The following is a 1,888-nucleotide window of genomic DNA, read 5'->3' as shown; positions in this document are numbered from 1 at the left end:
CGGCTGCCACCAGCAACATCCCGAGCGCGACGGGGAGTTCCTCGATCGTGTGCAGGCGGGAGGGGCGGCGGGCGCCGAGGGAGGGGGCACGGTAGTCGGGGCCGACCGTGTCGTAGGGAGCCACCGCGTCCCGCAGGGGCCGCAGGGCCGACTCGAAGTCCGTGTGGGGGGCGGCCGCTTCGCAGACCTTCTCGATCGCCGTCCGTGTGCCGTCCTTCGCCAGCCGCAGACAGGCCGTCACGACCGAGTCCGGGGTCGCGTCCGGCTCGCACGCCGCCGCCACCGCCGCCGCGAAGACCGCCGCCGCCTCGCGGCCGTACGACGACTGGTGGGCGCCCGCGACGTCCAGGGCCTCGGTGTAGGCGGCCCGCGGGTTCGCCGCGTTGACCAGGCCCACCGGGGCCATGTACATCGCCGCACCGCAGTTGACGATGTTGCCGACGCCCGCCTCCCGCGGGTCGGCGTGACCGTAGTGGAGGCGGGCGACCAGCCACTTCTCCGCGAGGAAGACCCGGTGCAGGGGGAGGGCCTCCGCCTCCAGCTCCGGGATCCAGCGCGGGTTCGTCATCAGGTCGGGGACCAGGTGGTCGGCGATCGCGTAGGCGTCGAGGTGGTCCCGGACCCGGTCGTAGACGCGGATCAGCGCGTGGGTCATCAAGGTGTCGTCGGTGACGTGGCCGTCCCCCTTGTGGTACGGGGCGATGGGGCGGGCGGTGCGCCAGGCGTCGCCGTTCCAGGGGCCGACGATGCCGTGGACGCGGCCGGCGTGCCGTTCGAGGATCTGGTCGGGGGAGTAGCCCTCGACCGGGCCGCCTAGGGCGTCGCCCACCGCCGCGCCCACGAGGGCTCCGGTGATCCGGTCCTCAAGGTTGCTTTCTGAGTTTTTGGGCGTCATGCCCGGAATCATCCTCCTGGGAGGGGCGGTTGTGCGGCTTCCAGGAGTCCGGCGAGTTCCACGAGGTCCGTGCCGGTGAGGCGGGGCAGGGCGCAGCCGGAGAGGGTGCGGCAGGTGTCCCGCCAGGTGGCGGGGATCGCGCCGGCGCCGCCGAGGGCGCCGGTCAGGGCGCCCGCCAGGGCCGGGGCCGAGTCGGCCACCCGGGAGAGGCAGGCCGCGGCGGGGATCGCCTCGGCGATGCGGCCCTGGGCGGCGGTGGCCAGGGCGAGGGCCACGGGGACGGTTTCGGCGGCCGCGATGCCGTAGCTGTAGACGTGGTCGACGATCTCGTGTTCCAGGGCGGGGACCAGGGCGAAGGTACTGTCGGCGGTCCGGGCGAGGCGCAGGGCGTAGCGGGCGTTGCGGCCGATCTCCGTCTCCTCGGGGAGTTCGGCGAGGGCCGCGGTCACACAGGCGTCCACGGAGGCGCCGGTCAGGGCCAGAGCGACGGCCGCGGCCATCGCTCTCGCTCCGTGCACTCCGTCGCCGTCCTGGGTGTAACGGGCGTCGAACTCGGCGAGGTCCGCGGCGAGTCGGGGGTCGCCCGGGTGGGCCACGGCGAGGACGCAGGCCCGCACGCAGGCCGCATCGTCGAAGTAGTGCGGGTTGTCGTGGCCGGTCGCGGGAGGGCGCAGGCCGGTGGCGAGGTTGCCGAGTCCCGCCCGTACGGAGATGCGGGCGCGCAGGGGGAGGACGGCGGACTCGATCTCGGGGGCGCGGTCCGCTGCCGCGGCGACCTCGGCGGCGAGGGCGTTCCAGGCGAGGTCGATGGCGGCCCTCGTACGGCGTTCTCTCGTCAGGTCGCCCAAGGCCGTGTCGTCGCCCGCTCTGAGGAGGGCCTCCGCGGTGAACGCCGCCCATTCGGCGTCGTCGGAGGGGCCCAGGCGGAGAGGCTCGGGGGGTTGGTTCAGGGCGATGGGGACGGGGAGGGTGGTGGTGGCGTTCTGCTCGGCG

2 protein-coding genes are annotated in these 1,888 nt (G+C 74.5%); both read right to left on the bottom strand.

The window, feature by feature from the left end; all coding sequences use genetic code 11:
• The coding region (locus AOJ26_RS24275) for an ADP-ribosylglycohydrolase family protein (RefSeq protein ID WP_053850472.1) at nt 1-895 on the bottom strand (895 nt) is incomplete at its 3' end.
• A gap of 8 nt (nt 896-903) precedes the next feature.
• The coding region (locus tag AOJ26_RS24270; RefSeq protein ID WP_053850471.1) for an ADP-ribosylglycohydrolase family protein at nt 904-1,888 on the bottom strand (985 nt) is incomplete at its 5' end.

Source organism: Streptomyces sp. NRRL B-24085 (assembly GCF_001282115.1).
Classification (GTDB): Bacteria; Actinomycetota; Actinomycetes; order Streptomycetales; family Streptomycetaceae; genus Streptomyces.
The sequence above is the reverse complement of the archived record's forward strand: the minus strand, read 5'-3'. Positions and strand labels throughout refer to the sequence as shown.